27 protein-coding genes are annotated in these 26,089 nt (G+C 41.2%); 4 read left to right on the top strand and 23 right to left on the bottom strand.

Annotation, left to right across the window (positions count from 1 at the left end; genetic code table 11):
- The first annotated feature begins 106 nt into the window (after positions 1–106).
- Entirely contained in the window at positions 107–895 is a 789-nt protein-coding gene (locus G9371_RS08540) for an AraC family transcriptional regulator (RefSeq protein ID WP_017816065.1), read from the top strand.
- Here the strand turns inward: G9371_RS08540 and G9371_RS08545 are convergent.
- Both G9371_RS08545 and def read right to left on the bottom strand, forming a co-directional pair.
- The gene (locus tag G9371_RS08545; RefSeq protein WP_000856712.1) at positions 862–2,184 is read right to left on the bottom strand and encodes a glutaminase; all 1,323 of its coding nucleotides are present in this window, start codon (positions 2,182–2,184) and stop codon (positions 862–864) included. The two genes, G9371_RS08540 and G9371_RS08545, sit on opposite strands and share 34 nt — an antisense overlap.
- A 178-nt stretch (positions 2,185–2,362) precedes the next feature.
- On the bottom strand, positions 2,363–2,845 hold the full coding sequence (gene def / locus G9371_RS08550; RefSeq protein WP_165471265.1) for a peptide deformylase: 483 nt from the start codon (positions 2,843–2,845) through the stop codon (positions 2,363–2,365).
- A gap of 234 nt (positions 2,846–3,079) precedes the next feature.
- Between def and G9371_RS08555 the strand changes: the two genes are divergently transcribed.
- Positions 3,080–4,378, top strand: coding sequence for an MFS transporter (locus G9371_RS08555; protein WP_000371873.1), 1,299 nt, complete (start codon positions 3,080–3,082; stop codon positions 4,376–4,378).
- Positions 4,379–4,439: 61 nt separating this feature from the next.
- On the opposite strand, the gene G9371_RS08560 is transcribed toward G9371_RS08555, so the two are convergent.
- The 14 genes from G9371_RS08560 to G9371_RS08625 form a co-directional block, all read right to left on the bottom strand.
- The gene (locus G9371_RS08560) at positions 4,440–5,636 is read right to left on the bottom strand and encodes a hypothetical protein (protein ID WP_000753770.1); all 1,197 of its coding nucleotides are present in this window, start codon (positions 5,634–5,636) and stop codon (positions 4,440–4,442) included.
- 155 nt (positions 5,637–5,791) lie between these two features.
- Positions 5,792–7,432, bottom strand: coding sequence for a thiamine pyrophosphate-binding protein (locus G9371_RS08565; RefSeq protein ID WP_000140224.1), 1,641 nt, complete (start codon positions 7,430–7,432; stop codon positions 5,792–5,794).
- Positions 7,433–7,470: 38 nt separating this feature from the next.
- Positions 7,471–8,937: an aldehyde dehydrogenase gene (locus G9371_RS08570; RefSeq protein ID WP_001040556.1), complete on the bottom strand. Its 1,467-nt coding sequence runs from the start codon at positions 8,935–8,937 to the stop codon at positions 7,471–7,473.
- A 13-nt stretch (positions 8,938–8,950) separates the two neighbouring features.
- Positions 8,951–9,742: an aspartate dehydrogenase gene (locus tag G9371_RS08575; RefSeq protein ID WP_000735778.1), complete on the bottom strand. Its 792-nt coding sequence runs from the start codon at positions 9,740–9,742 to the stop codon at positions 8,951–8,953.
- Between the two features lie 15 nt (positions 9,743–9,757).
- Positions 9,758–10,552 carry an SDR family oxidoreductase gene (locus G9371_RS08580; RefSeq protein WP_000009973.1) on the bottom strand — a complete coding sequence of 265 codons (795 nt, stop codon included), beginning with the start codon at positions 10,550–10,552 and terminating at the stop codon, positions 9,758–9,760.
- Between the two features lie 15 nt (positions 10,553–10,567).
- Positions 10,568–11,392 carry an alpha/beta fold hydrolase gene (locus G9371_RS08585; RefSeq protein WP_000988612.1) on the bottom strand — a complete coding sequence of 275 codons (825 nt, stop codon included), beginning with the start codon at positions 11,390–11,392 and terminating at the stop codon, positions 10,568–10,570.
- Between the two features lie 36 nt (positions 11,393–11,428).
- Positions 11,429–11,950, bottom strand: a complete 522-nt coding sequence (locus G9371_RS08590) for a cupin domain-containing protein (protein ID WP_000211626.1) — start codon at positions 11,948–11,950, stop codon at positions 11,429–11,431.
- Between the two features lie 23 nt (positions 11,951–11,973).
- Positions 11,974–13,197, bottom strand: coding sequence for an MFS transporter (locus G9371_RS08595; protein WP_000064049.1), 1,224 nt, complete (start codon positions 13,195–13,197; stop codon positions 11,974–11,976).
- Positions 13,198–13,239: 42 nt separating this feature from the next.
- Positions 13,240–14,451, bottom strand: coding sequence for an NAD(P)/FAD-dependent oxidoreductase (locus tag G9371_RS08600; RefSeq protein WP_029423944.1), 1,212 nt, complete (start codon positions 14,449–14,451; stop codon positions 13,240–13,242).
- A gap of 29 nt (positions 14,452–14,480) precedes the next feature.
- Positions 14,481–15,410, bottom strand: a complete 930-nt coding sequence (locus G9371_RS08605; protein ID WP_029423945.1) for a VOC family protein — start codon at positions 15,408–15,410, stop codon at positions 14,481–14,483.
- 11 nt (positions 15,411–15,421) lie between these two features.
- Positions 15,422–16,186, bottom strand: a complete 765-nt coding sequence (locus G9371_RS08610; protein WP_029423946.1) for an SDR family oxidoreductase — start codon at positions 16,184–16,186, stop codon at positions 15,422–15,424.
- Positions 16,179–17,246, bottom strand: coding sequence for an aromatic ring-hydroxylating oxygenase subunit alpha (locus G9371_RS08615; protein WP_000991783.1), 1,068 nt, complete (start codon positions 17,244–17,246; stop codon positions 16,179–16,181). Before G9371_RS08615 ends, G9371_RS08610 begins: the two co-directional genes overlap by 8 nt.
- Positions 17,247–17,262: 16 nt before the next feature.
- A complete protein-coding gene (locus tag G9371_RS08620) occupies positions 17,263–17,562 on the bottom strand; it encodes a recombinase-like helix-turn-helix domain-containing protein (protein ID WP_000847097.1) in 300 nt (99 codons plus the stop codon).
- A gap of 27 nt (positions 17,563–17,589) precedes the next feature.
- Positions 17,590–17,895, bottom strand: a complete 306-nt coding sequence (locus G9371_RS08625) for a non-heme iron oxygenase ferredoxin subunit (protein ID WP_000118514.1) — start codon at positions 17,893–17,895, stop codon at positions 17,590–17,592.
- A gap of 273 nt (positions 17,896–18,168) precedes the next feature.
- On the opposite strand from G9371_RS08625, the gene G9371_RS08630 reads away from it, so the two are divergent.
- A complete protein-coding gene (locus G9371_RS08630; protein ID WP_002060120.1) occupies positions 18,169–18,981 on the top strand; it encodes an IclR family transcriptional regulator in 813 nt (270 codons plus the stop codon).
- Positions 18,982–19,027: 46 nt separating this feature from the next.
- Here the strand turns inward: G9371_RS08630 and G9371_RS08635 are convergent, their stop codons facing one another.
- Positions 19,028–19,327, bottom strand: coding sequence for a hypothetical protein (locus G9371_RS08635; RefSeq protein WP_000927114.1), 300 nt, complete (start codon positions 19,325–19,327; stop codon positions 19,028–19,030).
- A 14-nt stretch (positions 19,328–19,341) separates the two neighbouring features.
- Positions 19,342–19,923, bottom strand: a complete 582-nt coding sequence (pnuC, locus tag G9371_RS08640; protein WP_000074694.1) for a nicotinamide riboside transporter PnuC — start codon at positions 19,921–19,923, stop codon at positions 19,342–19,344.
- 247 nt (positions 19,924–20,170) lie between these two features.
- Between pnuC and G9371_RS08645 the strand changes: the two genes are divergently transcribed.
- Entirely contained in the window at positions 20,171–20,959 is a 789-nt protein-coding gene (locus tag G9371_RS08645) for a crotonase/enoyl-CoA hydratase family protein (protein WP_002060135.1), read from the top strand.
- 103 nt (positions 20,960–21,062) lie between these two features.
- Here the strand turns inward: G9371_RS08645 and pgaD are convergent, their stop codons facing one another.
- The 5 genes from pgaD to G9371_RS08670 all read right to left on the bottom strand — a co-directional run bounded on the left by pgaD (position 21,063) and on the right by G9371_RS08670 (position 26,027).
- Positions 21,063–21,482: a poly-beta-1,6-N-acetyl-D-glucosamine biosynthesis protein PgaD gene (pgaD, locus tag G9371_RS08650; RefSeq protein ID WP_000856365.1), complete on the bottom strand. Its 420-nt coding sequence runs from the start codon at positions 21,480–21,482 to the stop codon at positions 21,063–21,065.
- A gap of 82 nt (positions 21,483–21,564) precedes the next feature.
- Positions 21,565–22,824: a poly-beta-1,6-N-acetyl-D-glucosamine synthase gene (gene pgaC, locus G9371_RS08655; protein ID WP_000151613.1), complete on the bottom strand. Its 1,260-nt coding sequence runs from the start codon at positions 22,822–22,824 to the stop codon at positions 21,565–21,567.
- Positions 22,825–22,837: 13 nt separating this feature from the next.
- Positions 22,838–24,832, bottom strand: coding sequence for a poly-beta-1,6-N-acetyl-D-glucosamine N-deacetylase PgaB (gene pgaB, locus G9371_RS08660; protein ID WP_000632823.1), 1,995 nt, complete (start codon positions 24,830–24,832; stop codon positions 22,838–22,840).
- A gap of 236 nt (positions 24,833–25,068) precedes the next feature.
- Positions 25,069–25,410: an FKBP-type peptidyl-prolyl cis-trans isomerase gene (locus G9371_RS08665; protein ID WP_000627259.1), complete on the bottom strand. Its 342-nt coding sequence runs from the start codon at positions 25,408–25,410 to the stop codon at positions 25,069–25,071.
- A gap of 86 nt (positions 25,411–25,496) precedes the next feature.
- A complete protein-coding gene (locus tag G9371_RS08670; RefSeq protein ID WP_001185269.1) occupies positions 25,497–26,027 on the bottom strand; it encodes a YaeQ family protein in 531 nt (176 codons plus the stop codon).
- Positions 26,028–26,089 lie beyond the last annotated feature (62 nt).

A 26,089-nucleotide genomic window follows, 5' to 3' on the forward strand; every position in this document is an offset into this window, starting at 1 on the left:
ACCTGAAAAACTCCAATATTTTTAAATGAGATGCTTATTGTAAATTGTCGCTTATAAAGTTATCTTCCAATAATCATCGTATAAGTGACAATTTTTAGGATAGTTTATGTCCGATTCTCTTATTCAGTCCGATTTGTCTGAACTGGTAATTGGGCTATCTTCTGAGCATTCTTACCGAGAAATCACGCCTACCCACACGCATACACGTGCTCAGTTTTTATATGCGTCCACTGGCAACATTCAGGTGTTTACACCTAATCATGTGTGGATTGTGCCACCCATGTGTGCGTTATGGATTCCGGCAAATGTAGAGCACAGTGTGATTTCACTGAGTCACGTTAAGTTAAATACGGCATTGGTTGAAGTAAATGCAGCCGCACTAATGGGACAACATTGCTTTATTATTCGAGTCAGTAACCTGCTGCATGAACTCTTAATACGTTTAAATGAAATTGAACGAGAGGACACTTCAAATACAGCGACCTCTCAAGAGCTTTCCCGCTCTTTACAAATTTTGATTTTTGAAGAAATACAGCGAGCCAATTTATTGCCTATCCAGATACCGTGGCCGAAAGACAAAAGACTCTTAAAAATTTGCCAAGAGTTATTACATACGCCTAACCATTCAAGAGATTTAACAGATTGGGCTGATGATATTGGCGCGAGTTCTAGAACTTTAATGCGTATGTTCCAGAAAGAAACGGGGCTATCTTATCGGGCATGGGTACAGCAAATGCATATTGCACTTGCCTTGAGTAAAATTGCGAATGGCGAATCTATTGCTCAAATTTCAGAGTCACTGGGGTATACCAACCCCAGCGCGTTCAGTGCGATGTTTAAGCGACATCTAGGTAAAACACCTCAGCAGTTTAGAAGTGCTGCGATGTCGCTATAAGTCTTTTTTTTTGCAGGGATCTCATGCTTTTCAAGCAAATCATCGAAATCATGATAAACATGAAGTTCTCGATCTTTAGCTGTTCTTGCATGATCTAATCGTTGTTCAGGATCGACTAAAACAAGAGTATGGCCATCATCAATCAGACGATCTACACCTTCTAAGAACATACGTTTACCCACATCGTGGATAAGTGAAATCTGGGTTAAATCAATCACGATTGTGCTTTGGTCAGTGGTCTCGTCTTGTAAAATACGCAACAACATTTCAGCTTCGGTAAATTTCAATACCCCTCGAAGTACATACACACTCAATGATGCATCTTTTCCTGTACGGTAATGACTTTGTACAATCGTTTGTGCAGAAGGCGTACCTTCCATGAGATGTAATCCCATGTCACGAGATAATCGCTCTAAAATATCAATTCCTCGAACACTATGACCGTGCTCATCTAGTCGAGGTGAAAAAGCAGCAATACTAACTTGACCCGGCAGCACACCCAAAATACCGCCTGCTACACCACTTTTAGCAGGAATACCGACAGTTGAAAGCCAGTCACCCGCGGCATCATACATACCACAGCTCATCATGACACTGAGCACTTGTCTCACTACAGATCGGTTCAAGAGGCGTTTTCCAGTTTTAGGGTCAACCCCACCATTGGCAAGTACACTGCCCATACGTACCAGATCTTTAACTGTAACCATGATCGCACATTGACGAATGTACCCATTCACAATATCGACTGGGTCAGTTTCTAAAATTCCCACCGTTCGCAACATATAACCGATCGAAAGATTACGGTAGGCTGTTTTGACTTCCGAATCATAAACAGACTCATCAAAACTTAATTCGCGACCAGCAAGCTCGCTCATAAAACGGCGTAGAATTTCTGCACTATGCAAACCATGTTTGACCTGAATCAAGGAATGTACAGTAATTGCGCCAGAGTTAATCATCGGGTTTTTTGGACGACCATCTTTACCCAAGGAGATTTCATTGAAGGCTTCCCCCGAAGGCTCTACCCCTACTTTCGCAAGAACTGCATCAATGCCAAGTTGTTGTAAAACGTAAGCATACACAAAAGGTTTAGAAATCGATTGTATGGTGAATTCAACATCATCATCGCCGACCGAATAAATTTCACCATCTACCGTAGACATTGCTAAAGCTAATCGATTTGGGTTTGCATTGGCCAACTCAGGAATATAATCGGCGAGATGACCGCTGTTATCGATGTCACAGGCTTCTATAACATTTGCCAAATAATCTGGGAGAGGGGTTTTCATGGTCAGTAACCTTAAATGAGGAGATTTACAACATCGCGCAAAATTTCAGCACAACCTGCTGATAATATTAAAATTATATCTTTTGTAATGAGTTAAAAATCACGATATAAATATTTTAATTCTGTTCTCTTATTTATTTCAAGCTCATTATAGGTTTTTCAAAACTTTAAACTGAAGATTAGCTTATTCTTTCTACAAACAAGATTCCATTTAAATGATCGACCTCGTGTTGAACAATACGAGCAGGAAAACCGTGAAAAATTGTTTCAACTGCTTCACCCTGAAGTGTTAAGTATTTCACCTTAACCATTTCTGCACGTTCAACTTGTCCACGCTCATCCGGTACACTTAAGCAGTCTTCTTCGCCCAAACACGTTTCACTCGAAAATTCTAAAATTTCTGGATTTACCATGACCACAGCATTCATTTCAGGCGCATCCGGATAGCGTGGATTTGGTCGAGAAGCCACAATAATAATGCGTTTAGAGATATAAACTTGCGGTGCAGCAATCCCCACTCCATTGCGCTCAAGCATAGTTGCATGCATAGCATCAGCAAGCTGATAAAGCCAATTACTGTTTAACTCATTTGCCGAAACAGGAGCCGCAATTAGTTTTAAAATATCTTCACCACGCTTTGCGACAGGTAAAACCACACTCATCCTTTGAATCTCTTATTAAACTGGCTATGACTAGTTTTATTGTGTCGCTGAACGGCCCAAAAGAAAAGTCATTCCTACATCTGTTTTTGTTTTATCTAAAGTGTTTTTTGTTTTAAAGCTTTTTGATCTGAGTAAGTCCATTCGGCGTTGCCCTATAGAACAAATTTCCTCCATTTACTTTTATTTCACTTTTCCATTAATATCCAAACTTCAATTACAACAATTAAGTAAAAAATGGATCAGGAATTAACTTTGCAGGACGCGAACTATCTTAATAAAGAAGATAAACGAACTCTTGCCCTTTCTTCATTGGGTGGAGCTTTAGAGTTTTACGATTTTGTGATTTATGTGTTTTACGCCAAAATCATTTCCGACCTCTTTTTCCCAAGCACGCTTAGTCCGTTTTGGGCCATGCTCAATACTTACGGCATTTTTGCAGCAGGTTATTTTTTTAGGCCCTTAGGCGGGGTTGTCATGGCCCATTTTGGTGATTTGGTGGGGCGTAAAAAACTATTTTCGCTTTCTATTTTGCTGATGGCGCTGCCTACCCTGTTTATCGGGATTTTGCCCACTTTTGAAAATATTGGATATTTGGCACCGCTACTTTTATTGCTCATGCGTGTGGTGCAAGGGATTGCAATTGGGGGTGAAATTCCAGCTGCATGGACCTTTGTATCTGAACACGTGCCTGAAAGAAAAATCGGACTAGCAAATGGTTTATTAACTGCCGGACTGTCTTTAGGAATTTTACTAGGTGCGCTCATGTCTTTATGGATTTCACTTAATTTTAGTGAAGGACAAATCCATGACTGGGCGTGGCGTATTCCTTTCATTGTGGGTGGTATTTTTGGACTCGTTGCACTTTATTTAAGAACGTATTTGAAAGAAACCCCTGTGTTTAAAGCCATGCAGGCCCGTAAAGAAATTTCTAAAGAAATGCCTGTAAAACAAGTCTTAAAAACGCATAAAACAGCCGTTGCAATTGGCATGTTATTTACATGGTTTTTAACGGGATGTGTGGTGGTGGTGATTTTAGCCATGCCAAATTTGTTGATTGGTTCATTTGGCTTTGAGCGCGCACAGACTTTTGAAATGCAAAGTGCAGCCATTGTCATGCAAATGGTGGGCTGTATTTTAGCAGGCTATTTTGCTGACCGTTTTGGCTGTGGCAAAGTCATGATGGTCGGTGCGCTTGCCGTGGCACTTACAGCGGCAGTTTTTTATAACAGTTTGGGGCACGCGGCACATTCAACCATTTTTGGTTTATATATGTTGTTGGGTCTATGCTCTGGTACTGTCGGCATGGTATCGAGCAGTATGGTTAAAATGTTCCCCGCGCCTGTTCGCTTCTCGGGCATTTCATTTTCTTATAATTTGTCATATGCAATTGTTGGTGGTATGACATTGCCTTTAGTACATTGGCTCAGTCAATATAGTGATATTGGTGCGATGTATTATATTTTCGCGCTGACTATTTTGGCCTTTGTAACTGCCTTTGTGTTTTGGAATAAGTTTGAAAAAAACAGGTATTAAAAATTTTTCACTTATTAAATAAAAAACCACGCCGATTGCGTGGTTTTTTATTGCGATTACTTTAGAAAGTAAAGCCGATATTAAAGTTAATACGGTATAGCCATTTATCGCTGTTTGGCGAGGTTGCAGAGGTATACCCTGTTGAGTTGGTTGCCCCACCAATAATGTTAGAGTTTTTACCCCAGGTATAATCTGCCCAAACCATAAATGGTGAAGCAATAAACATCATCCCTGTAGTGTTCATTTGCGAGTCTGACCAATCATCACGTTTTTTATCGAGATAACTATAATCATTATAAAACTTAATGGCTTTTAGCTTGCCCATATTGGTCACAGGCAACGTATAAGCAAGGTTTAAACTGGCAATGGTTCCTTCCGAAGCAATAAAATAAGCAGGTGTAAAACCATTATTGCCCATTAAAGTCATGTCACTATTTACACCATCCGGATTTTTAGCATCGTATTGATAATGAATGACCGAACTTTGTAAGTTAAAGCGTTTGTAGTTGTTTTCGGTATGCAAACCGACTGCATAATATTTACCGTCTTTATCGGTCACTTTGTTATGTAGCTGAGCGATTGCACCCGAGACACCAAACTCTTGCTTACCGAAATCAGTTTCTAACTTGCGCACAATGCGGGTATTAAACTGATGACGTTTTTCATTCTGATAAGCTTTTTGAGATGGAAATGCATTTTCTTGCAAGTCATCATAAGTTGCACTTTCAGGTGAATAACGCAAGTTGGTTTCTAACATTTGCGGATAATAACCGAGTTTTACATCCCAATCTTTGTTGTGATAATTCCAGTTGATCCCTGGTGCAATGTTATTGCCATATCCTAAAAAGAATGGAATATGATAGGTCCAGCCATTTTGCGGATAGGGATAAATCGTAAATGGTTTATAAACCAAACCCGCTTCAATGCTGTTATTGGCATCTAGGTTATAGCCCACGTACGCTTTTTCAATGGATGTTTTCTGTTGGTCTTGAAATAGATAGCTGGCGTTGATATAGGCATCATCAAACTTACCTTTGAGATCTACCCTGAAAATATCAAAATAGAGCTTACCGAAACCGCGGTTTGGCCCTTCCCAATCTTCATAACGTTGATTTAACCGAACCACCCCACCTAACTTTAATGAATCCGTGCCATCATCACTTTTCCATTCAAGCAATGAGTCTTTTGCAAATGCATTGACGCTTACCCCCAGCGTAAGCGGTGCAATGAATGCCATGATCAATGAAGTCTTTTTCATCTCTACATCCTTGATTGAGTTCCAGCGTCCTGCTGGAACTTTATTTGTTTTACCTGTAAAACTTCGTTTTTATTGTTTTTTAGACAAAAAAATTTATCTAAAAAAAGGATGGCTTAGCAGCTCCCATCGCATATGTACTAAACCATCCAAACTGGTTAATACAGTTTCTTTTGCGGTGGACCCGCGAAGTTTAATGGTCCAATCGAGTTCATATCGAGTTCGATTACAGTTGGTCCTTCAAAAGCAACAGCCTCTTGAATAACCGTTTTAAACTCATCTGCACTACCGACTTTCCAGCTTTTCACACCCATTGATTCACCAAGGAGTTTATAGTCAGGTGTATGCAATTCATTAAAATACTGACGACCACCAAAGTAGTTATTTTGAATGCCACGCATTACACCATAACCACCGTCATTCATAATCATTAGGACCATATTGGTGTTTTCTTGCACCATAGTTGCAATTTCACCAATACCCAGCATTAAGCCGCCATCACCGACTAAACCAATTACTTTTTTATCAGGGTTAGCAATCGAAGCACCGATTGCTGTTGCAAGGCCTAAACCAATTGCACCCGCAAGTGAGTGGATGTTTTGGTTTGGCGCTTGTACCGGGAATAAACGACTGCCCCATGTACTACCCGACATGGTGATGTCACGTACAAAAATGCCGTCTTGAGGTAAAGCTGCACGTAAGTGATCACAAATTAAAGCGTATTGGTCGATTTGTTTACGCAGTGCATCAATCGCAGCTTGTTTAGCAGCTACTACAGCAGCATCGTAATCGGCATCAACTTTTGAAGTTCCTTGAAGCTGTTCTAACACACGTGTTAAGACATCTTTAGCATCGCCACAAATGAAGTTGCGGATTTTGTAATTACGTTGCTGAGCCACTGGGTTGGCATCCACCTGAATAATGTTTTCAGAGAATTCAACCGAATAAGTTTTTGTTTCATTACTACGTAAACGAGAACCCACTACCACCATCAGGTCGGCATCTTTTAATAACTGCTCAACACCTGCAGAGTTATGGAACGCACCTAAGCTACGTGGATGGTCATCTGGCAACACCCCACGAGCATGAGTCGATGAAACAACCGGAATACCTAAATCTGCAATTGCTTTAACTTCGGCAATGCTATTTAAAGTTCCACCACCAATCCAGAAAATCGGGCGTTTTGCTTTTTTGATCTCGCTTACAAGAAGATCAATTTCAGCTTGCTCTGCCTGTGGCAATTCAAGTGCTTTCACTGGCCCAAGATTAAGTGGTAAATCAATTTCTGCTGCTTGTACATCAATGGGTAATTCAACACTGACAGGTCCCATTGGAACTGTGGTTGCAACACGAATAGCTTCACGAATCACGCCAACAGCATTGTCTGGACTGGTGATACGGAACGCTGCTTTGCTTGATGCGCGCAAGAATGTAAGTTGGTCTTTGGTTTCATGGATGAAGCTTGCATCACGGTCGAGATATTCACGCTCAACTTGACCCGTTAAATGCAATACAGGGCTACCCGCATTCATTGCTTCAATCAGTGAACCCACTGCATTACCAGCGCCAGCACCTGTACTGGTCAACGCTACACCTAAGCCTTTAAAGCGTGAGTGTGCATCTGCCATAGTAACCGCACCCGCTTCACCACGTGCTGCAACAAAGCGCATTTTTTCACGGCGCCCTACCGCATCGGCAATAGGTAAATTGTGGATGGAAATAACACCATAAATACTATCAACTTGGTGCGCTTCTAAAACTCTTGCGATTGCTTCGCCTACATTTACACGTTCAGTCATGTCTGTTCCTCAAAATTTGTTTTCAGTCCTTGAATTTATTAATCGCACCAAGGGTTAGGCTGTTCATTCAGCCCCATATAAATACTCTTTTGTTGCATGTACGATAAAATGCCCAAACGGCCTTTTTCGCGCCCGATCCCACTGTCTTTAAAGCCACCAAACGGTGCACTAATCGAGAATTTTTTGTAGGTATTAATCCATACCGTTCCTACTTCTAAGGCACGTGCGATGCGCCAAGCTTTGCGATAGCTTTCAGTCCAAATACCTGCGGCAAGACCAAAACAACTGTCATTGGCTTGGGCAATTAAATCTTGCTCGTTGTCGTATTTCATAACGACTAAAACAGGGCCAAAAATTTCTTCCTGACAGGTTTGAGCACTGTTATTTAAGCCCGTGATAATGGTCGGTAAGTAATAGCTTCCTTTGGCATAGTCACCAGTCGTAAGTGCCTCACCACCAATCAGAACCTGACCACCTTCGCGTTTAGCAAGTTGCACATAGCGGTCAACTGACTGCAAATGTTTGTCATTGACCAGTGGTCCTAAATGCACGCCTGCCTGTTCCGGATGGCCCACACGTAAGCCTTTGGTAATTTCAACCAAACGCGTTAAAAACTGATCGTAAAGACTACTATGAATAAACAAGCGAGAACCTGCAATACACGCTTGGCCTGCCGAGCTAAAAATACCGTAAGCCACACCTTTAGCCGCCAGTTCGACATCTGCATCCGGTAAAACGATGGTTGGTGACTTACCACCTAACTCAAGCGAAGTGGTAATCAGTTTGTCAGCGGCAATATGTGCCAAATGACGACCCGTGGTTGTTCCACCTGTAAAAGAAATTTTACGAACCAATGGGTGCTGAGCAATTGCGTCACCAATGATAGAACCACGCCCCACTAACACACTAAGTAAGCCTTTTGGTAAACCAGCCTCTTCAAAAATTTTGGCAAGCTCTAAAGCAATGAGTGAAGTTGCTTCTGCTGGTTTTAACACTACGGCATTTCCTGCTGCCAAAGCTGGAGCAAGCTTTTGAACTTCACTCGCAATTGGAGAGTTCCAAGGAGTAATAGCTGCCACAACCCCTACAGGTTCATGCACACTCATGGTCATAAAGTCTGGAGCACGTTGAGTGGTGAGCTCATCATTTAGTGTTTCACATGCAGCTGCAACATAACGTGCCGTTGCCGCAGCACTCATCACCAAGCCACGAGTTTCGGTTAAAGGCTTACCATTATCGCGGGTTTGTAGTTTTGATAATTCATCTACACGCGCTTCAATAATGTCTGCAACTTTGTAGAGAATACGTGCGCGCTCATGCGGCAAGCTGTTTCTCCAGCTCGGTTGACGCCAAGCCTGATCCGCTTTTTCAATTGCTTCATTTACATCTTCAAGCGTTGCTGTTGAAAGCTCAGCGTTTACCGACTGATCTGCCGGAAACAGGCTTTGAATGACTGCACCACGGCCTAATCGCCATTCACCCGCAATATAAATTTCCTTTGCCATGATCAAATCCTTCTTAAATCTGTATTGCTTCTACACTGTTGCGACAAGCACGAATCACGCTAAGCGCAGCCAAAGTTGATGTTTTCGGGTTACTTGGCAGCGGCACACCCACCAGTTCAATGGTCATTTGTCCAAAGCCACCTTCCGCCACAATGGTGTGTTTGTTCTTGTTGATAGTTGGATCAACAGTTAACTCAACCATGGTTTCATCCATTCCAAGCCCTGCAAGTGCAATGGTTGCTGCAACGTTGGCATTGGCCGGAAATTTCATGGCAGCTTCACGGGCAGTTCCAGTAAAAAAAACCGTAGGTTCTGAAACATGGTCTAAATCGACCAATTGCTCTGCATAACTACCCTTCCAGCTTTTTGGACTTTTACAGCCTTTATAAGTGACCTTTTGCAAGCCACCTTCTTTGGCCGCAGAAATACCGTCAATACCTGCGATAGCCCCTGCCAGTAAATGCAGATGGGCATCATTTTTTTCGGCAGTTTGTTTAAGCTGAACCAAAAACTCGCTATCAGCCAAAGTACCCACCGAAATCAGACCAATGGTCCAACCTTTCGCTAAAACTTTTTGAGCATGCTCTTTTACTGCTGCTTGACCTGCCACTTCAATGACATAGTCTGGGGTACCATCACATTGCTCAATATCTGAAATCACTTGAATGTCAGAAGAGACTTGTGACTGCACTTTTTCAATGCTGCGAGATGGCACTACAATCCACTTGAGTTGCAGATCTTGAGGCAAGTGGGCATACACTTCTGCTGCCATTGCGCCAAAACCAATCATCATCAACTTTTTCATGACAGCACCTGATATTTATAAATGTTTGTTAAAACCACCTGAGACATCTATTGCCGAACCTGTGGTGTAAGATGCCAATGGTGATGCCAAGAAAACTAAAGCACGTGCTGGCTCTTCTGGGCGGCCTAAACGCTGCATAGGAATGCCACGATTTTTTGCGATATTGCCGGTCCACTCTTCCCATGACAGATTTAAATCTGAACGGGTTTCATAACGACGTTTCCACTGCGCAGATTCAACCATTCCGAGTAAAATCGAGTTAACGCGGACCCCATATTGAGTAAACTCATGCGCCAATGAATGAGTTAAATTCAACAGTGCAGCGCGTGCAGATGAAGTCGCAATCATGTGTGGTTCCGGTTGCAATGCCAGTAACGAATTCACATTGGTAATTGAGGCATTTGCCGACTGTTTTAAGTCGTCAAGAAAAGCCCGTACCGGATGTAAAACACTGAAATATTTCAGCTCAATCTCTTTCATCCAGTCTTCATCTTGCGTATTTTCAAAATTTGAAACACGGCCTTGTCCAGCATTGTTAATGAGCATGTCTACATTGCCCAAATTGAGTTTGACCTCTTTGGCAAATTGCTGAACTTCTTCTTTTTTCAAAACATTACATGCTTTAGTAAAAATATTGGCATGTGGAAATTTTTCTAAAATATAGTGCTTAGAAGCATTTAAACGTTCTTCATCGCGACCACACCAAGCAACTTTTGCACCCTCTGCAACTAGTATTTCAACAGCAGCCAGCCCAATCCCAGATGAGCCACCGGTAACAACTGCAACTTTTCCTTCAACTTGGAAGCTCATAATCCTTAATCTCTCTTACGATTGTTCCTGAATCGTCAACATAATTTGGTTAAATGCTTGCGGTTGGTCGACATAACTTAAATGTCCTGCATCTTCTATGACGAAGCGCTGTTCCAACTGCAATTCCTGAGCAAGCTCTTGTATACCTAACGCAGGAGTGATTTGATCTTGCTGCCCTGCAATCACTGTGCATGGGACTTTTAAATCGGTTAAATAATTACGTATTTCGTCATATGCCAGTAAGTACGATGCATGTGTGAAACCTTGTAAGGTCAACTGCTGCATCACTTCTGAAACTAAAGCTAAGGCTTGTGGCTCTTGTTTATAAATCAAATGAGGTCCACGGCTTTGGGCCATTCCTTTAGCACCGAGTTCTTTCAACATTTTTGGTCTTTTTTCAAAAACCTGAATTTGTGTCTGTTCATCGTGGCGTTGGTAGCCTTGCGCCAAGTTAGCGACCACCAAGTGTTTCACTCGCTCTGGGTAAAGTGCAGCAAATGCACTGCCCTGTAAGGCACCTAAGGAGTGTCCCACCACTATTGCTTTTTCAATTTTTAAAGCATCGAACAACGCTGCCAAACGCTTTGCGTAGTCGGTCGCATTCGGTTGATCCGTTAAAAGTTCATCTGATTTGCCATAGCCCGGTGCGTCCCAGGCAATGACATGAAAATGATGAGACAGCACTTCAAGTTGGTTTACCCATGAAGCAGAACCGGAACTGATGCCATGCAACAGCACAAGGTATTCGCCCTGACCAGCTTCCCGATAAGCTTGCTGCTGGCCTTGAACATTGACCGTTTTCACCGGAAATTCTGCTAACTTTTCAATGAGTGTCATCATTTTTAATTCTTTCCTTTCATTCACTTCATCAAACAATTAACGTTTGATTTGAGACAATGGATGCTCTGGTGGATAGTTAGGAATTGTTGGTTTACCTGTTCCCAACATCACGCACATCAAGGCGTCTTCTTGACCTGGGTTAAACAAACCACGGTAGATCCCCGGTGGAATTGAAATCAGGTCACGCTCTTTTAAACGGGTCTGGAATTTCTCGCCGTTGTGCTCAATAAACAAATCAATTTCGCCGCGGAGCATAAAGAAAACTTCTTCAACGTCGTGGTGAATGTGCAAAGGACCTTCACACTGTGGTGGTAGCACCATAGTCGAAAACGTAAAGTTCTCTGCAGGTACAGTGTTGCTGTCATTTGCAACACCAGTTGCACCCGTTCCCATATAGCGCATTTGAGCACGACGATATTTCGGGTCGTAATCGGCTTGGAACTTCAAAGCCTCAAAGTCATATTTACGAGTCTCAAAGCGAGCAATACGTGTGTTTAACCAATCTTCTAAAGAAGCGCCTTCCGGCTGTTTCCACGATTCGAATTGTTGTGTAGTCATTTTTTAAACTCCTATACAGTGAATTAATAACGTTTTAAAAGAGGAACCAAGAACAACGACCCAATGACAGCGACTGCAGCCAAGAAGGTAATTCCCAAATTAAAACTATGTGTTTGCATCACGATGTAACCGATCAGTACAGGTGCAATTGCACTTGCAAAATTGCCTAAACCGTTAAATATTCCACCCGCTGTCGCACCTACATTTGAGGTGGTTACTCGGGCAAGCAGAGCAAATACCGCAGCCACTCCAAAGCCCCATGCCATAGCACTTAAAGACATAGCAGCAATAATCAATAATGGCTCAGTCATAATGACCATCACATACATGAAGATGCCCGCGAGTAATAAACCGCTAAATACTTGAATTGCGCGACGGCCTAATTTGTCAGATAAAAACGCACCAACCACTTCGCCAATTAACATGGCAATGAATGGAAAGCTTGAATACACCCCAAACTCTTTGAGGTTGAATCCTTTGTCTTGCATGAGATAAGAAGGAACCCAACTGTTTAGGCCCCACAAATAAGTCATTAAGGCAATATTGAATAAGCACACCAACCAGAACGCGCTATTGCTCACAAGTACTTTGGTGTTGGCGATATGGCCTTTGAAGTTAGTACGTTTACTTTCACCTTCAAGCTCAACAGTTTTCTTGAGCTGCAAGTTACGCAGACCAAAAACAATGCTTAAAATTGCAATGAGTGTGAGCGCAGCCATCACAAAAAAAGTGGTGTGCCAGTCGTGGTGTGCCAAAACGGCTGCCGTAATTGGGAACCCAAGGAATGCACCAATCGGTGTACCCAGTAAGAACATGGTTGAGGCACGTGCCTGCTGACGGTCTGTATAAGTCTGCTTAACAATGGTGTACGCCAAAGCAAATAGCGGACCTTCTGCCAAACCGAGTAGAACCCGTAAAATCAACATGCCTGAGTAGCTGGTGGTAAAGCCCATGCAAAGCATGAGTAAGCCCCAAGAGGTCACACTCCAGAACAGCATTTTCTTTGGGTTAAAAATGTCGCCTAAAAAGCTTAGAAAGACTGATGAAAAACCATAAGCAAGTAAAAAACTTGTCATGAGCCATCCGAGCTTGGCTTTATCTTCAGCAATTCCCATCGAGCTTTGAAAATGTGGGTCTGAAAATAAAACCGCAATACTGATCTTGTCGAAAAATGCCAGTACTACACACACCATAAGGACAAAAGCAGGTACCCAATGCTTTAATCCACTTTTTTCTTCATTACTCATGTGTCATTCCTTCGATTTGGTAATGAGAACCAGATTTAATGTTTACGGTTTTAACTTCATGACATTAAATTCAGCATCTGCTAATAATTTTGGATCTAAAACGGTATTGGCTTGCATCCAACGCTTTGCCAGTTTGATTAACTTCGAGTCATTAATGGCAATCATATTCAGCAAGCGATTTTCATGGTCCAGATATAAATAGCTCACCTGATCTTCACCACCTTGGCGAATCACCACTTCTTTGGTTTTTTCAGGTTGATACGTGCCTAAAATCTGGATATTAAAGTGATATTGATCAGACCAAAGCCAAGGAATATCGGTATATTCAGTTTCAATTCCGAGCATTGATTTCGCAGCTGCAATCGCCTGATTTTGTGCATTTGCCCAAGACTGAATGCAATAGCCCAAGCCCGGATGAATCGCGACATCACCTGCGGCATAAATGTCTTGATCCGAGGTTTGTCCAAAACAATTCACTACAATGCCATCTTTCACATCGAGCCCTGCGTGTACGCCTAACTCTTTAGCAATTTCGGCACCTGCACCCACTACAACACAATCAAATAACTGGCTATGTTGAGGATGGTTCACCACTTCAACTTTTTGATCTGGTGCTTCCACTAAGTGAAGGCTCTTGCTGTCTAAATGAATTTTTGTGCCTTGAGCCTCATGCATATTTTTTAAAAATGCAGAAACTTCCGGACTCACACTTCTTGCACATAAGCGGTCGCCATATTCAAAAATATGAACATCTTTGCCTTGCTTACGTGCAGTTGCAGCGATTTCCAAACCAATCCAGCCACCGCCAATCACAGCCACATTTTTTGCATTCTTTAAAATTTCAGCCAGACGTTCACAGTCACGTACATTTCGTAAAGTCACAACATTTGGAATGAACTGCCATGTATTGACGGGTACACGGGCGCGGCTTCCTGTTGCAATCAACAATTTGTCATACGGCAAAATCTGACCACCTTCTAAATGAACCTGCTTTTGCTCGCGATCGACTTTTGTTGCAATTTCCGGTTTGTGCCATTGAATGTTGAACTCTTGAACCTGTTCTGGAGAGAACAGATTCAAACTTTCATAACTTGCTTCTTTTGAAAGTACTTGCTTAGACAGTGGCGGACGCTCATAAAACACCTGATCTTCATTTGAGACCACATGAATTTCACCCACATATCCATTTTGACGTAAGGTACTAACTGCCCAACCTGCAGCCTGCCCCGCCCCTACAATTACAATCTTTTCCATAGCCTTTCTTCCTTGTAAAGCAATGCCTGTTACACAGGCTTTACCTGACGGCGGGTTTTGTCATCAAGACCACCTTCAATCGCCCACTCGGTGAAAAGCTCTAGACGATGTTCTTCTACACGTGGCTGCCATTCTTCGGTCAAATAATCATCGTTGGTGTAATATTCAAATGCACCACCCAATGGTGAGTTGACGTACCAGAAATAAGCAGAAGAAATTGGATGACGTCCCGGTCCAATAAAGGTTGACCACTCTGAACGGTTCATATGTAAGCCGCCTCCAATCACCTCATGAATATCACGAACAACAAATGCAACGTGATTTAGGCCCGCAGGTTTATTTGGAACGCTAAGTAAGAATAAATCGTGGTGATAACCTTCACCGCGGCAACGTAAGAATGCACCGCGATTTTTGTAAGCATCAGATAAATGAAAGCCTACTTTTTCAATATAGAAGTTTTCAGTAGTTGCTAAATCCGGTGTGAAAAACACCACATGTCCAATCGCAACAGGTTGACCTTTTTCATAAACAGGACTTGCTGCATTAACACGCTGAATATTGCCGTATTGGTTAATGCCTTCCGTTTTAAGTTCAGGTACTTCCTTAACAAAACTTTGTTCAAAACGAATGGTCATGCCATTTGGGTCAAGACACTGAACTGTATTTTCAGAACGTTTAAAACCGTCTACATCGGCCAAACGTACAGCTAAGTCTTCTAGGTCTTGAAGACTATCAACGCCCCAAGTGACTTCACGTAAAGTTGAACCTTGTTCAATGGCAGCAGGCAAACGGTCATCATCACAATTAAATAGATAAATCTTGCTGCCGTTTTGAGTCTGGTATAAATCTGCGCCTTCAATATCCGAACTACTTTGGCTTAAACCAAAATCTGCCAAAAACTTGTTTGAAGCGGCTCTATCTTCAACTCCAAACTTTAAAATCTCAATCCCTGTAATCATTTGATTACTCCTTAGTTAAAGACAAAACCGCCATTGACCGGAATATTTTGACCTGTCACAAAAGAGGACAAATCCGACAGTAGATACAATGCTGTTCCATTTAAATCTTGTGGAAGTTGCTGACGTTGAATCGCTCTTCCGTTGACATATAAATCATGACGTTCCTGTGGCACATACTCGGTTGCTTCAACCAGAGTAAGGCCTGGTGACAAGGTATTGACACAGATATTGAACTGTCCCAACTCTCTTGCCATTGAACGTGTCATGGCAAGAATTGCACCTTTACTTGCCACATAAGCCATCAAGTTCGGTGCACCCCAAAGTGCTGTATCTGACGCAACATTAATAATCTTGCCAGCAGTCGATTGTTTTAAATGTGGAATACAAGCTTTTGTAATTAACCATGTACCTTTCACATTAATATTCATGACCCGATCCCAAAGTTCAGGATCGTAATCAATCATATTTTTTCCACCGACATTGGTTGCAAGCGCTGCACAGTTCACAAGGCCATCTAGTCCTTGTAATACTTCCACGCTTTTTGCAACCGCATTTTCAATAGAGTCTGCATTGGCAAGGTCAACTGTTACTGCATGAACGTTTAGCCCTTGTTGCTGTAACGCTTGCGCTTCTTGTTGCACCAAGTCAGACAAAATATCTGCCATTACAACTTCAGCGCCTGCCTCAGCAATGGCTTGAGCGAAATCCCGCCCTAAACCACGTGCAGCACCAGTCACTAAAACTTTTTTGCCTTGCAACAACGCTACATTAGCCATGAGCTTCTTCCTGCATCTCGATACGGTTTGATGCATTTAGCGCAGCAATTTTCTTTAATTGCTTTTCAGCTTCTTTTTTCATTAAACGGCGTAAACGTGCAAGCCCTACATCGTGTTGATATAAGAATTCTCGTGCACGCGCATTTGGCGCAAGGTTTTCTAAAATAATTCGGTCTTGTTCCAATACATCCCAATGCAACTGTTCTAAATGATTGCGATATAAGAAGCGCCATACATTACGTTGCCAACCACTCACCTTACGGCAGCGCCAGAAAAATACACGGGTATTGTTAGCATCAATTGGCGTTGCGTAACCCACAATCCAAAATTCACCACCCGGACCAAACTGTTTACGGTAAGGAATTGAAAGACGTAACCAACTTGCACCAGTCGAACCATATTCAACCCAGTCAAAGTTCACACCTGTTTGGCCTTCTTTTTCAAAAACAAAACCATTTTCAGTTGTGCGGTGTTTCATCTCTGCGGTACGTTCACCTTCTGCCATTGAATGTGAAGTACAGTGCAAATATGTACCGTGCATTGGGTCCATGACGTTATCAATGGCATATTGATGGTTTACTTTCCAGTCTGCTTGGCAAAGGAATGAACTCCACTCTTCGCTTGCCAGTTGTTCTGGGAACTCAAGCGGTGCAGGTTGTTCATTTGCATCGATACCAAACCAGATGAAGATTGCACCATGCTGTTCAATGACCGGATAGCTCTTTAAACACTTGGTTCCAGTCATTGGGCATTCATGAACGGCTGGCACATCAGCAACCACACCATCAGCACGAACTTCAACACCGTGATACCAGCAAGCAACTCGATCCCCCAAGTTCCAGCCGAGTGAAAGACGAGCACCGCGATGTGGACAGCGATCTTCAAGCGCATGAACCTGACCTTCGGCATCACGCCAAACCACAATGTTTTCACCTAAACGGGTAATCCCAACCGGATTAGCAGCGACTTCCCAACTTGCTAAAACCGGATGCCATTGGTCACGTAAACCAAGTTCTAAATATTCTTCAGCGCTTTGTGAAGTTGATACGATTGCGTTCATTTTATTCTTCCCTGAATCAATAACCTAAACGTTGCATTTCTTCTGTAAAGCTCTCAGAAGTCCATTCATCACCAGATTCAGAGCGGAAACCCTGTTGATTAAGTGCAGAAACAACCTCATCTAATTCTGTTGCGCCCGCAGAAAATGCCTGAATCAAGTTCTTTACAAAGTCTTGTTCGTAGAGAGTCGGTTCTTTATAACGTGTTTGCCAAACCAACAATTCAGATTGACCTGGAACTTGAATATTGTTGATACCTGCTTCGGTTGCCGGCGTTGCATGAATCCAGCTTGCCAACTTTTCATTAAATGTCTTCATTGTTCTGCTTCCTTGTACATGTGAGGACTAGAGTTGAATTTGAATATCCTGTCCTTCAACACGAACTGGGTACGTACATAGGTTTCTACACCCGGGTCCACTTTTTAGCTCACCTGTCTGAATGTCAAAAATTGCTTCGTGCAATGGACATTCCACAGTTTGATCTTCGATAAATCCTTCCGTTAATAAGGCATACGCATGAGGGCAAACATTTTCGATAGCGAAGTAATTTTCATCGACAAAAAAAACACCAATTTTTTTCCCTTCAACTTCGACGGCTTTCGGCTCATCTTCGCTAACGTCACCCTGCTGACAAACTGAGATCCAACTCATACCTTGCGTCCTCATTTTGTTTTATATACAAAACATAATTTGATTTTCAAAACACAAGCTAAGCATAATCCTCTTGATTAATTTTTGTCAAAGTAAAAATAAACCTTAAAATCAATTGATTAATAAATTTTAAATAATTTGTTACGTTTCAAGTCGGAAACAATGTTTTAAATATAAAAATTGTTTTATGTAATCTTTATAATTACAATAGTTCTAAAATAAAGCATAATGCCCCAATTCGAACCCTGTTTTATTTATAGGAAAACGACACGAATGAGCCTAGAGATTGAAGAAGATTCGCAAGAATCAGAAACAACAAAAAATGATGATCGGTATTTAGTACCAGGGCTTGTGCGTGGTTTAGCCATCTTGCAAGCATTTAATCAACAAGCACAAGAAATGACGATTACAGAAATTGCCGAAATTTTGGAAGTGAACCGTTCTAGTGCATTTCGGCTTATCTATACACTTGAAGCTTGCGGTTACTTAAGAAAAGCTTCACAAAAAACATATGCGCTTGATTCAAAAGTTATGGAGCTGGGTTTTAACAGTTTATCAAAGCTTTCATTACTTGATTTATCAACGCCTTTAATGAAAGAACTACGTGACCAGACCAAACTTGCAGTACACCTGACCGTTTTAGAAGGTACACACATTGTTTTTGTAAATAACGTTCAATCTATGGGTACGTTTACCAGCAATATTAGTTTAGGTACTCGCTGGCCTGCCCATGCTACAGTTATTGGTCAAATGTTATTGTCAGATTTACCAGAGGCAGAAGTACGACAACGCTATCGCAATTTTAATGACTGGGATAGTTACTCAGAACTTACCCCAACCAGTTTAAAAGCGTTATTGCAAAAATTGAATTATGTAAAAACTCAAAAGTCGATGGTGAGCTGGGGACATTACAACCATGACATGGCTGCTTGTGCTGCTCCTATTTTCAAACAATCAAATGGAAAAATGGTGGCTGTCCTTTCAGTCAGTTGTCCAATTACCACCTATGATGAGAAGACCTTTAAAGAAGATATCGCTGCTCTAGTCATCTCAACGGCAGACAAAATTTCAAAATTTATCTATTAAAAAAAGCGACGTTAAGTCGCTTTTTTTAATACTCTTATTTCTTCAATTAAAAATTACACTTAAAAGTTTCACCATTCATATTCTGAAAACTCAGTGTTGAATGATTTTCTTTAATATCAAACTTTAAGTACTGCTGTTTAAACTGTACTACGGCATAAAACTCTTCAGCCCCATCATCTAAACCTGTCGCAGAGACTTGGGTCCCTTGTGGAAAGTCCTTGAGCCAAGCAGCGTTATAAAAATCCGATACTGAATTAAAATCTATATATTTTGCAGGCTCAGCTATAATTTTTGCAGCAATTTGATCAAACTGTTGTTGTTTATAAGCATCTAAACTCAACAACATGCTTATTCTCCTAATTAAAGCTGCCCAGCACCTAAGTTCTGCTTTCTTTTAACCTTTTCCCATTGATACCAACCATAAGCTGCCATTAATACAAAGGCTGCGTATAAGGCTGAAGTTAAAAACAGATCTTTATAGATAAACATGCCGACATAAACAATATCGACAAATACCCAAAGAATCCATGTCGCAATATGCTTTCGGCTGGTCCAGTAAGTTGCAAGCAAACTAAATGCTGCAAGCTGTGAGTCAAGCATTGGCACTGCTGCATCGGTAAAGTTTTTAAGCACCAAACCAAAGACTAAGCCACCTACCGCGGCAATAATCATTTGAATGATAGCTGTTTGAACTGCAATAGGCTCAATTCGAATGTCATGATCTTGCTGCTTTCCTTTGAGCCAATAGTAAAAGCCATAAAAATTTACGACCATAAAAAAGAATTGTAAAATCGTTTCGCCATAAAGCTTAAATTCGTAAAACAAATAGGCATATAGGACAAAAGCAAAGAAATTAAACAGCCAGCACCACATATTACGGATTACCGTTAATCCAACTCCAATGAGGCTAATTAAGACCGCGAAAATTTCTAGAGGTGACATAAGAGAAGCTGCTTATTGAGATCAATTTGACAGCGTATTATGAGAAAAATATAAAGCGAAGCAAACTGCTAATTTAAATAAATCATGGAAAATGACCTTGTCTAAGGATTTATCCTGTTCGCATGAAATTGATTTATTTCAATAGATAGACAAAAGAAATACTGATCGAGTCGCTAACAATTTCTATTTGCTAGTTTTTAAATGATTGTTTAAAAGATAATGAAAGACAAATAAAGAGCGTGAAAATATGTCAAATCAAGAAGGAAAAGTCAGCCGTGAAACTCGCGGACATATTTTTTTAATTGGCTTAGATCGGGCAGCAAAACGTAATGCCTTTGATAGTCACATGATTAAAGACTTATCACTAGCGCTCACCGAATATGAAAATAATGACGCCCTGCGCTGTGCGATTGTTTTTGCTCACGGTGACCATTTTACAGCAGGTTTAGACCTAGTTGAGTTACAGCCTAAACTCGCTACGGGTGTGTTTGATTTTAGTGAAAACGAAATTAACCCTTGGGGCACTGTAGGCCGCAAGCTTAGTAAACCCTTGATTGTGGCAGTACAAGGTTATTGTTATACCGCTGGTATAGAATTATTTCTCAACGCAGATATTGCGATTGCGAGTGAAAATACCCAATTTGCTCAAATGGAAGTTCAACGTGGCATCTTACCTTTTGGCGGAGCAACTGCACGTTTTATTCAAGCCGCAGGTTGGGCCAAAGCCATGCGCTATTTGCTCACTGGTGACTCTTTTGATGCCAAAGCAGCTTTTGATATGAACCTCATTACAGAAATATCCCCAGAAGGTACAGAGCTTAAACGTGCCATAGAACTTGCTGAACATATCGCGCAAGCTGCACCACTTGCTGTAAAAGCGACCCTCGCCTCTGCTCGTGAGGCAGTCAATGAAGGTTACAAAGTGGCTTTTAACCAACTGCAAAACCATCTTCAACCTTTACTCACAACAGAAGATGTTCAAGAAGGTGTTTTCGCCATGCTGCAAAAAAGACCTCCTGTTTTTAAAGGTAAATAAGTCCTACTCAAGCACTGCGCTCTACAGTTTAAAACTTATGGATATACCGAAATTAGCGTAAAAGAAAGCCCACATGATGTGGGCTTTCTTTTATAAATGTACTTTATTCAACTCTAATGATTTTACCAAATTCATTATGGTGAACGACCGTAATTTTTTGGCTACGGCCCTGCTCAATTTCTTGCACAGGCAAATCAAAATAGCGCGCATAGTCATCTGTCTGTTTCATGTTAAGTTCACTACCTTCTACACGGCGTTCAGGCAATACATGACTCCAGAGTAGCAACCCGACTGCACAAGCAATCAGCGCTGTAATACCATGTTCAATACCTACACCGAATGCACTGAACAAACGATGTACTAAATGAGTTTTTTGCAGCTCAGCCAATACCCAGATAAACACGAATGGACGCCACAACAACAACCAAGCCGCCCACATCATGGCTGTGCTTGTTGTAGAAGCATAGCGTTTATGCCATGGCAATTGACGGCGTAAATCAATAATCAACGAATTTGTCTTCATTTCTCTTTACCTAACGAAGTGCTGTGGTTTTTCCCCAGACATCAATACAGCACGATCTTTAAAATCTCATGACTCTTGCATTTCATCCACGAATGCCCCGATCCGGGCTCACCCAACGCGCACGTTTCTCATCTCCACGTCGTAAGACTTTTGGAAATGCCACAATAGTTGCCGAGATGGTGATTAGCCAAAAGACCAATGGATACCAGATCATCCAGAAATAGTTTTTTCCTAGATGCGGTTCATAACGACTATCCATCCATTTGCTTAAAGCAAACTGAATGAGACAGGTTGCCCCCAATAAAATACCGCTACCATACGGTAAAAATGGAGAGCTCACAACGGCTAATGCAGGGACCGGTAAAATAAAATGTACCAACCACAACAAAGCCATCGCCAGCATTAAATATGACCAGACTAAAGTTAAGCAAAGCTCAAACATTAAAGGCCATAAAAAATTCAATTTTGGTTTGGTGAACACATCAATATTTTTAATTAATACCTGCGCTCCACCCATTGCCCAACGTAAACGTTGTTTCCACAATCCGTTTAAAGTTTCAGGCATTAAAATCCAAACCAAGGCATTCGGTTCAAAACGAATGTCCCAGCCGGCACGTTGCAATTTCCAAGTAATATCGATGTCTTCAGTCAACATATTAGGTGACCAATAGTCCACTTGGTGAACAGCGCTCTTACGAAAAGCGGTAATAACACCAGATACGGTAAATAAACGGCCAAAGGTACGCTGAGCACGTTTAATCATGCCGACAATCGAAGAAAACTCACCAACCTGAATACGACCTAATAAAGTTGAACGGGTACGGATACGCGGGTTACCCGTCACGGCTGCAACAGTCGGATTTTGAAGAAAATGACGAACCATCCACTTTGCTGCATGCGGGTCAAGTAAAGCATCACCATCAATACCAATTAAAAACTCGGCATCGGTCATTAAGCTTCCAGCTTGCAACCCCATGGCTTTACCTTGGTTTTGTGCAAGATGAACAACACGGAGTTTTTCATGTTGTTCAGCTAACCGATCCAGCACTTCACCTGTATTATCCGAACTGCCATCATTAATCGCAATCACTTCAAAATGAGGATAATCCAATTTTAAAGCATGAGTAATCGTTTCCTCTGCATTATCCCCTTCATTAAAACAAGGAATAAGCACAGCAACTTTAGGATAGCTTTCTAATGGAGCTGGCTGATCATAAGGCGGAGCTTTACGTTCCTTCCAATAGAAAATGATCGCGCCAATCATCCATAAATACGACATAAATAATGGATAATAGAAAACGAATTTTAAGGCATGCGACCATATAGCAGCAAAGATTGTCATGTTTCAGCCTCGCCTATGGCACAAGACGAGATGATTTTTCAGCAAATGCTTTATGCATCACATTCACGTCCGGATGATCTTTGATTGGGTCATCTGGATAGTATGCAACGTGCATTGCACCTTGCTGATAGAGTGAGTGAATTGTTGCTGCCATTTCAGTTGACGGTACCTTTTCGTTGTTACGCCAGTTTGTTGCTTGTAGCTCAAAAACTGTTTTCTTAATGCCGTTTGGATATTTTTTCACGCGATCAATCATGTCTTTATAAAATTGATCGGCGTTATCGACCTGCTCCATATAAGGCATTGCCATAATAGCCGTAAAATCATAACGTCTTAATGACTCTTCAAGCGATTGTGAATACCAGTTTTCCGCATATGGTTTTAAGGCAACTTGCGCATATAAGTTACGAGCTGTAAGCAAGAACGGTTCATATTGTCGCACGTCTTCAACAAGTTGCATTGCAAAATCATCTAGATATTTTGTCTTATATGCGGTCCATTTTTGCAAATCTTGATCGTTTTCACGGATTTTTGCCAAATCTGTTGGTAAGCCTTGTTTCGCATAAGCTTTTAATGCATCTGGGCTTGCATCTTCATAATCAGATAATGTGACATCGTCATGGAATAAAATTCCATTGAAAGATGCTGACTTAGCCAAATCTTGATAAATCTCACGAATAGTTTGGCGTGCCTCTGGTGAGAACGGACTTAAACGGATATACCCCATATTTAAGTGTTCACCAGCTTTTGCCTGCTCTGTCACGACTAAATCTTTTGATACCGGATCAGTTTTTGGTAATTCCCAAGCCAATAAAGGCATCCAAGCATAAATACGGCTTACAGGCGTACGGGTTTGAATTTGCCATGCTACACGGTTAAACAAGTCCGCACGCATTGGGATATGACGGTTCGGGAAATATACCATATCGGCAGAACCATTCGCATCCGGATCTGAAAATGCCTGCAAATAAACTGTATTTACACCCATCGCATTAATTCGATCTAACAAGTGACCTAAATTTCGTTCTTGTTGTTGCGGATCCGGATCATAAATATAGTCGAGATCAATATGCATGATTTTTTGCGGACGGTTGTTATCCGTTAAGTTTAATTCACGGTTCTTGATCTCTTGAGCCAAATCATTAGTACTCATTCCGCCCTCTACCAAAATACGGCTCATATTTTGTAGAGATTGTTTCGCATGGTCTGCGCCATCATCAAGCGTGATGGTAATTGGCATACCAAGCTTTTTAGCAATTTGGACCGTTTGCATATTATAGCGACCATATGGCCACACCATAATACGTGGTGAACGTATACCATGCTCTTTAAGTAGCTGATTATTCTTTTTTAAATCATTATAAATACGAGCCTGATATTGGCTGTCATTTTCATAAGTTTTAGTTTTTACATCATAAAAACGTGTCGTTGCCGCTGGCTCAGAGTTCCCTTGCGGGTTGCCTGTAATACCTCGGTGTAAATGATAGCTATGGCTTGCGATTTCAACAAACCCGCTATCTTGCATTTCTTTGAGCTCACCCCAGCTTAAGATTTTATCACGTGGAATTTCTTCACCCGAAAAATCGACTTTCTGCCCTGCTTTTGGCTCTAACCATGAACCCACTACCGCAAGTACCACTGGGATTTTTTTAGCCTTAATAACAGGATATGCATTTTGGTAGAAAGACTGATAACCATCATCTACAGTTAATAAAACTGGCTTGGTTGGAAGTGCTGCCTTGCCTTGATGAGCACGGATCAACTGGTCTACGGTAATAAAATGGAAGCCATTTTTTTGCAGCCAATCGACATGCTCAGTAAATTGTTGAGTGGTGACCGCATATTGAGGAATTAAGGCATTTTTAGTATCGGTAATTTCATGATACCCAATGACCGTAAGTGTTGAAGCATCTATTTTAGGAGGGTTAGCTAATGCCATACCTGACAAGCCTGCTAGAGCCAAGCCAAGCGTGAGGTTCAACAAAGGAGATGCAAAGCGGGTAATCATGAAATAGCGTCTCAATAGCAATATAGATTATTTATGTGAAATTTAAACTTAAGAACTAAATTTCACATTTATTTAGTCCTTAAGTTCAAACTGCCCCAACAGAACAGTTTTTCAGTTCACCTTTATAATTAAATAAACTGAAAATAATCTTAAATATTTAAAAAGCTAAAATATAAATATCGAATATATTTATATTTAAAGCTTATAGATAAAGTCGAGCTCTAAACGGTTTGATTTCAATCATCGCGAGTTTTTACATCAAATAATTCAATTTCAAAAATCAAATTTGAGTTTGCCGGAATAATTTTACCCATTTTGCGTTCACCATAAGCCAAATGAGCAGGAACCATAAGTTTACGTTTTCCGCCAACTTTCATTCCCATAATGCCTTGGTCCCAACCTTTAATCACACGGCCTGTACCAATGACACACTCGAAATAATTTCCGCGGTCAAGGGAAGAGTCGAATTTAGTGCCGTCTTCTAACCAACCTGTATAGTGAGTCGTAATTAAGGCACCTTTAACCGCTTCTTTACCTTCGCCTACTTTTAAATCGATAATTTCTAATTCAGTGATCATAATATTCCCGTTCGTTTAATTTCACAGCTCAGACTTGATCTTTAGTCTAACAAGTGAATTTGTAAAATTTGTTGCGCTTTTCAGTTTTACTGTAATTGGGTCCACACAACATTCGCTTGGCCCTTGTCACTTAACAAAGTCCATTCATTGTCCATAACATTTAACTGAAGCTGCATGGTACGCTCACAAAGCTGCTCTAACTCTGCTGTACTTTCAGGTGCTAGCTGCCAAACTTGAACATTACTCAATGTTTTAATTTTACTGTTTCTCTTCCACCAATCTTCAACTTGTGAACCATAAGCGACAATTGCCACAGTTTTACAACGGGCACTGGCTTTTTTCACTTTATCTTCAGACGGTAAACCAACTTCAATCCAGGTTTCTAACTGTCCTGTTAAGTCTTTTTGCCAAAGTGCAGGCTCATCGGTTTCAAAAAGGTCTTTGGTAAACTCAAGGCTATCACTTGCGAAACGTGCAAAAGCCATGACACGAACCATTAATCGTTCTAAAGTTTCAGAAGGATGTAAGGCAAGCGTCAGTTGATAATCGCCATAAATATGGTCATCCATATTGGCAATATTCAGATCTGCTTTATAAATTGTTGCTTTAAGCGCCATAGTTAATATGTCCAAAAATTTGGCGCTAAGAATACTCGATTTTAATTAAAAAATTACTCTGT

Origin of the sequence: Acinetobacter sp. EKM10A (assembly GCF_011075215.1) — a bacterium.
Classification (GTDB): domain Bacteria; phylum Pseudomonadota; class Gammaproteobacteria; order Pseudomonadales; family Moraxellaceae; genus Acinetobacter; species Acinetobacter baumannii.